Consider the following 6,481-nt stretch of genomic DNA (forward strand, 5'->3'; position numbering starts at 1 on the left):
ATCCCGGGGCCTGCAGCAGACTGCCTTGGTGATGGACAGACCGGGCAGCACTAGGAAACGGCCGTCCACGATGCTCGACCAGTACCAGATCGATACTGCCGGTTGATCTTCCCGATGTGTCACGCTGACCGTTCCGAACAGGAGGCTAGTAGACAGCTCTGACGGGGCAATCGCAGTGCGACCCATGGCCAGTTCAGAGCGCGCTCATCGGTGTGGTTTCAATGGGTCAGCGCAACACTGGTTTTGTTCAGGCGAAACAGGTGATGCGTGATGACGAGGACACCTTTGTCGGCGGCCGAGGTCGACGAAGTCTGGCGGCGGTGGAGATCCGGGCAGGCGGTGAAGGTGCTGGCCCGGGAGATGCGCCGCAATCCCTCGACCGTGCGGGACCTGCTCAAACGCTGCGGTGGAGTGCGGCCGGTGCCGCGACGACGCGGCCAGCTGCGGTTGAGTCCGGTTGAACGAGAACAGATTTCCCGTGGCCTGGCCGCCGGGCAATCACTGCGTGGCATCGCCCGAAGTTTAGGCCGGGCGCCCTCGACGATTTCTCGGGAGGTCGCAGGCAACGGCGGGCGTCTCGGCTATCGCGCCGTGACCGCCGATCAAGCAGCCTGGGCGCGAGCGGTGCGCCCGAAACCCACGAAACTGTCGCGGAATCCGCAGTTGGCCGCGGTGGTGGCCGAGCGGCTGGCGCAGCGCTGGTCGCCGCAGCAGATCGCGGGCTGGCTGCGCCGGAATCCGCAGCGCAGCATGGGATATGTGTCGCACGAAACGATCTACCGGGCCCTGTTCATCCAGGCCCGCGGCGACCTGCGCCACGAACTGACCCACTACCTGCGCAAACCACGCTCCACCCGCCGCCCCCGCGTCGCCCGCCAGCCCGACGGCCGAGGCCAGCGCCGCGGCGTGCTCACCATCTCGCAGCGTCCCGCCGAAGCCACCGACCGGGCAGTGCCCGGCCATTGGGAAGGCGACCTGCTCTGCGGCCACGGCCCCTCCTGCATCGCCACCCTCGTCGAACGATCCACCCGGTTCCTGATGCTCGTGTCGCTGCCCGACGGCAAACGCGCCGACCTCGTCGCCGCGGCCCTGGCAGCCAAGATCGTCACCCTGCCGGCCGCGCTGCGACGGACCCTGACCTGGGATCAAGGCTTCGAAATGGCCGAACATGCCCGCTTCACCGTCGCCACCGGCGTCCCGGTCTACTTCTGCGACCCCAACAGTCCCTGGCAGCGCGGCAGCAACGAGAACACCAACGGCCTTGTCCGCCAATACCTTCCCCGCGCCGCCGACCTGCGCCACTACACCCAGCACGACCTCGACGCCATCGCCGACGAACTCAACGGACGCCCTCGACAAACCCTCGGCTTCCGCACACCATCAGAAGCACTCAACGAAGTGTTGCGATGACCGCCTGAACCCGCAGGCAATATAGTGCGTTCGGACGACGCTCCGGGCTTATTCAGCGACTGCGTTGTGACAGACGGATGCCTGCCGTGTGAATTTGGTGGCCTGTAAGACAATAGGCAGTCCTGCCAGTGCTGGCACGGCGATGGCCGCCTTCCAGGCCAGTCGGCAGAGATCAGGTGTATACCGCTTCGGCCAACACGCCTGGGGCACTGATCAGCGCAGCAGGACGTCGGAATCAGTCGGCAGATTGTCTAGAGGCCACCAGGCCAGGTCGGTCGACTCCGAACTCCGCACCGGCACAGCGCCTTCCGGAGCCACGATCTTGAACAGCAGATCCAGGTGGCGAGTCGGCACCCCGAGCGAACAGGTGATCGGATGCGCCTGCGCGCCGTAGAGCCCCGGCTCCAGCACCAGCCCCTCGATCCCCGACTCCTCGGTGGCCTCGCGCAGCGCGGCCACCGCGACCGAATCGTCGGATTCCTCGCAGTGCCCGCCCAATTGGATCCACCGCCCCACCCGCGGGTGCAGGGTCAGCAGTACCTCGCGCTCGTCGTGGGAGAACACGATGGCCGAGGCGGTGATATGCCCGGCCGCGTGCTCGCGCAGGCAGCCGCGCGGCGCGGAACCCAGGAAGGCCAGCATGGCCTCCCGGATTGAAGCCTCCGGACCCGTTGCCGGGGCCCAGGTTTCGAGCAGTTCCACCGCCGACTTGTGCAATGACTCCGCGCTCACCGGACCACCGCCATACGACGAGCAGCCGCCATCGGACCTCCGCTATGGCCGGACCCGCCCACGCCGATCCGCCTCACAGCTCGACCAGGCCGATGCCGGGATCGCCCGCCTCGCGCGGCGCGATCTCCTCGAGCGGATAGCCGATGGCAATGGCACCCAAGGGGTTCCAGTCCGATTCGAGTCCGAGCACCTCGCGAGTGACCTCCGGCGCGAAGATGGTGGACCCGATCCAGCAGCTGCCGACACCACGAACAGCCAGCGAAACAAGTAGTCCCTGCACCGCCGCGCCCACGGCCACGGTGAACATGGTCTTCTCCGCAGCCGTGCGCGTTTCGTCCGGATAGTCGTGCGCGCCATCCGGAACGCAGAACGGGATGATCACCTCGGGAGCGTCGAACAGGATGCGGCCACGCGCGACCCGCTTCTCGATGCTCTCGGGGGCCTTGCCGTCGGCGGTCAGATCGACGCGCCACTTCTCGGCCATCGCCTCGAGCAGTCGCTCGCGCCGCGCCCGATCACGCAGCCAGACGAAGCGCACCGGACGGGTGTGATGCGGGGCCGGGGCGGTCAGCCCGGCGGCCACCGACTCCCGGATGAGCTCGGGCTCGACAGGGGTGTCCGCGAACTGCCGCACCGAACGACGCAGCGGCACTGCCTGTTTGCGGCCGAGTTCAACGGATTCCTCCGTGCCGAGCCAGAACAGGTCCTCTTCGCCCACGCGCAAGAGGCCCGCGGCGGTCGAACCGTCGTCGGTGTATTCGAGGCCCCGCACCACGGCGACCGGCACGCCGCCCATCTTGCCCTTCACCAGATCCGCGGCCGCCGCCAGCTCATCCGCGACGGCGACCAGGGTGACGTGCAGTTCATTCCCCTGGCCGTCCACCGCGCCGTTGTAGTCGTGCAGCACGCGCAGCCCCGACGAGCCGATGGCGGCGTCGATCTGGCCATTACGCCAGGCCCGGCCCATGGTGTCGGTGATGACCACTGCGACCTGCACCCCGAGCCGCTCGGCGAGCTCCATGCGCAGCGCCTTGGCGGAAGCGTCGGGATCCTGTGGCAGCAGCACCAATTCGCCCTGCTCCACGTTGGAGCCGTCGACGCCCGACGCGGCCTGCACGATGCCGAGTTTGTTCTCCGTGATGAGGGTGCGGTTCTTGCGCGCCAGCACTCGCACCGATTCCTCGAGTACGAGTCGTCGACGTGCGGCGTCGCGTTCGTCCGGATCCGCCGGTACCGCGACGATGCGGCCCTCGACCTTCGAGATGATCTTGCTGGTCACCACCAGCACATCCCCATCGCGCAGCCAAGGCGCCTGCGCCGCAATGGCCTCCGCGATGTCATCGCCGGGCCGGAACTCGGGCAGGCCGAGCACCGGCAGGATCCGCAGCTCTCCGCCGGAGGCGTGATCGCCCCGCGGCACCGTCTCACCGCCGTGCGGCGCACCGCCGGGTGCGCCCGGTTCCGTTGTCACGCTGTCACTCCCGAGATGTCGTATTCGTCCGGCCCGCGGTCGCGTGGCCGATCTGTACGGATTCTTCCTGCCGCACTTATGGTTTCAGACCCGCGATGTCGAGAGCCTCGCGAACCATTTCGGCGGTGGTGGCCGGGTCGGTCATGAGCAGCGGCACCGCCCGCACCTCGACGCCCGGGACATCCGCGGTATCGCCGGTGTGGATGAGCCAGCCGTCCAGGATTCCGGTAGCCGAGCGGGCGCCGTAGTAGTTACCGACGGCCTCGGCGGTGGTCTCTACCCCGATCACCGACAGACATTCATCGGCCATGCCGCGCAACGGCTTTCCACCGATCACCGGCGACAGGCCGATCACCTTGGCGTCCGTTGTGCGTAGTGCGCCGCGTATGCCCGGAACCGAAAGGATCGCTCCGACGCTCACCACGGGGTTGGAAGGGGCCAGCAGGATCACGTCAGCGGACTCTATGATTTCCGTCACACCTGGAGCCGGTTTCGCAGCATCTGCCCCAATAGTCACGAATCCATGGGTCTCGACGTTAGCTCGGTAGCGGACCCACCACTCTTGGAAATGGATCGCGCGGCGTTCGCCAGGGTTCTCCGGATCCCCGATAACTACATGCGTTTCACACCGATCGTCGGTTGCCGGGAGCAGTTTCACACCCGGTTGCCACCGATTGCAGAGCGCCTCGGTGACCGCCGAGAGCGGGTATCCCTGACGCAGCATTTCGGTGCGGATGAGATGGGTGGCGATATCGCGATCCCCCAACCCGAACCAATCGGGCTGAGCGTTGTATTTCGCGAGCTCCTCCTTGGCGTTCCAGGTCTCGTTCGCGTGCCCCCAGCCGCGTTCGGGGTCGATGCCGCCACCCAGGGTGTACATGCAGGTGTCCAGGTCAGGGCAGATGCGCAGGCCGTGCATCCAGACGTCGTCGCCGACATTGACGATGGCCGTGGTGTCGGCTCCGGGCAGCAGTTCGCGCACGCCCATCAGGAACCGCGCGCCGCCGACTCCGCCGACCAGTACGGCAATCCGCAGGCCGGTGCCGGGCGCCGTGTCCGCTTGTTCTCGAGTCACATCCGCACAGCCTATGCGTTCGGCCCCGGATGCCCGATAACAGATCATTTGCTATGAATTTGCTGTTTGATCTGCGGGAACGCGGGTAAGAGGGGCCGGAGATGGTAACGGAATTGCTTCGGCAGCTTGACCATCGCCGCTCCCGGCGTGTCTAATCACAGGCATGTCATTCCGGGTCCGCGTGAGAGTGCAAGGCGCGGACGGGTTTTCGAACAACTGTTCGCACCGGGATGACCCAAGCTCGGGGATGGCCGCGGGACTACGCCGCGGTGTTGGGCCGTCGGTGGGATCGGCTCCGGCGGATTAATCATTCTGCGCTAACACACAGTGAGGAGGCGGAGCGATGGCCGAAGAGCTGGCCCCGTCGGGCATTCCGGGCGGTGTATCGCAAACCGATTCCACGACTGGCGCAGCACCTGACTTCTGCGCCGATGACCGGAACGGATACGAGGGGGGTGAACCGATGACGACTGCGCGGCCGGGGGGCGGACAGTGGGCGCGAGCCGCCTACCAGCCCGAACCACCGCGGCTGAGCCTGATCGTCACCGGTGCCGAGGATATGTTCGACACTTTCTCGCGCGGCGGTCGCATGATGACCGAGGCCGAACAGTGGCAGGAGCGGGCGCTGTGCGCCCAGACCGACCCGGAGGCGTTCTTCCCGGAGAAGGGCGGCTCCACCAGAGAGGCCAAGCGCATCTGCCTGGGCTGCGAGGTGCGCGACGAGTGCCTCGAATACGCCCTCGCCAACGACGAGCGCTTCGGCATCTGGGGCGGCCTGTCCGAACGTGAACGCCGCCGCCTCAAGCGCGGCATCATCTAGTAGTAATCCCGGCGTACCCGATGAGGTACCCCGAACTGACGAAACCAGTTGCTGCGGAACGTAGTTCGGGGTAGGGCCCCGGAGTTGTCTACTCCGGTTCCGGGTCGATCACGTCGGGCTCCACGCCCAGGTAGGTCGCGATCTGTTGCACGAGCACCTCGCGCAGCAGGTCGACCAGATCGTCGGGATCCTGCGCCCGCAGCTCCAATGGCTTGCGGAACAACACGACCCGGGCACGGGTAGCCATGCCGTAGCGATCCACGCCCGCCGGAATCAGGCGCGACAGCGGCACCGGGCCGTCGGCCACCACCTCGTCGGGCCAGGTGACCGAATCCGGGTGCAGCGGGCGGATTTTCGGCACATCGTCGACGGCGATGTCGAGCTTGGTGAGCTGTTCGTGCCAGCGGCTCTCCAGCGGCGCGAACGCCTCCAGCACCAGCCGGTCGAACTCCTGGCCGCGGGTGCGCCGGGCCGGGACCGTCGGCGGCAGCATGGGCCCGCGCACACCCCGCCCGCGGCGGATGACCGACCGCGCGGTGGGCGGCCGCCTCTTACGTGAACGGGTCATACCTTGAATCTAACCCTTAGCCGGGCGGGTGTCGTTGAGCGTGTCCCGCTACCGGCGGGGCGTGAGGGGGGTTACCCTGCATGGCGTGATCCCCATGCGTCGTTGCTGCCGTCCAGGCTGCAAAAACCCGGCCGTCGCGACGCTGACCTATGTGTACTCCGACTCGATGGCAGTCGTGGGTCCGCTGGTCACGGTCGCCGAACCGCACTCCTGGGATCTGTGTGAAACACACGCCTCCCGGATCACCGCCCCCAAGGGATGGGAGCTGGTCCGTCACGAGGGCGGGTTTTCCAGCTCCACCCCCGACGACGATGATCTGACCGCCCTGGCCGAGGCGGTCCGCGAGGCCGGATCCCGCCGCCGCACACCGGAACCCGATCCGCGCGGCTACACCGACTACGCCCC

Annotated in this window: 7 protein-coding genes; 3 read left to right on the top strand and 4 right to left on the bottom strand. The window is 67.2% G+C overall.

The window, feature by feature from the left end; genetic code table 11:
* Window positions 1-270 precede the first annotated feature (270 nt).
* On the top strand, window positions 271-1,410 hold the full coding sequence (locus ACAM49_RS06735) for an IS30 family transposase (RefSeq protein ID WP_369634571.1): 1,140 nt from the start codon (window positions 271-273) through the stop codon (window positions 1,408-1,410).
* A 213-nt stretch (window positions 1,411-1,623) separates the two neighbouring features.
* On the opposite strand, the gene ACAM49_RS06740 is transcribed toward ACAM49_RS06735, so the two are convergent.
* The 3 genes from ACAM49_RS06740 to cofD form a co-directional block, all read right to left on the bottom strand.
* Window positions 1,624-2,142 carry an NUDIX hydrolase gene (locus tag ACAM49_RS06740; protein WP_369634572.1) on the bottom strand — a complete coding sequence of 173 codons (519 nt, stop codon included), beginning with the start codon at window positions 2,140-2,142 and terminating at the stop codon, window positions 1,624-1,626.
* Window positions 2,143-2,215: 73 nt separating this feature from the next.
* Entirely contained in the window at window positions 2,216-3,562 is a 1,347-nt protein-coding gene (locus tag ACAM49_RS06745) for a coenzyme F420-0:L-glutamate ligase (RefSeq protein WP_369634579.1), read from the bottom strand.
* Between the two features lie 127 nt (window positions 3,563-3,689).
* The gene (cofD, locus tag ACAM49_RS06750; protein ID WP_369634580.1) at window positions 3,690-4,649 is read right to left on the bottom strand and encodes a 2-phospho-L-lactate transferase; all 960 of its coding nucleotides are present in this window, start codon (window positions 4,647-4,649) and stop codon (window positions 3,690-3,692) included.
* A gap of 598 nt (window positions 4,650-5,247) precedes the next feature.
* On the opposite strand from cofD, the gene ACAM49_RS06755 reads away from it, so the two are divergent.
* Window positions 5,248-5,508, top strand: a complete 261-nt coding sequence (locus ACAM49_RS06755) for a WhiB family transcriptional regulator (protein WP_167333465.1) — start codon at window positions 5,248-5,250, stop codon at window positions 5,506-5,508.
* A gap of 88 nt (window positions 5,509-5,596) precedes the next feature.
* Here the strand turns inward: ACAM49_RS06755 and ACAM49_RS06760 are convergent, their stop codons facing one another.
* The gene (locus ACAM49_RS06760; RefSeq protein WP_218003375.1) at window positions 5,597-6,076 is read right to left on the bottom strand and encodes a metallopeptidase family protein; all 480 of its coding nucleotides are present in this window, start codon (window positions 6,074-6,076) and stop codon (window positions 5,597-5,599) included.
* Between the two features lie 85 nt (window positions 6,077-6,161).
* On the opposite strand from ACAM49_RS06760, the gene ACAM49_RS06765 reads away from it, so the two are divergent.
* Window positions 6,162-6,481, top strand: a 320-nt coding sequence (locus ACAM49_RS06765; RefSeq protein WP_369634573.1) for a DUF3499 domain-containing protein, incomplete at its 3' end; no start/stop codon positions are given.

The sequence above is a fragment of the Nocardia sp. JMUB6875 genome, from assembly GCF_041154655.1.
Taxonomy (GTDB): Bacteria; Actinomycetota; Actinomycetes; order Mycobacteriales; family Mycobacteriaceae; genus Nocardia.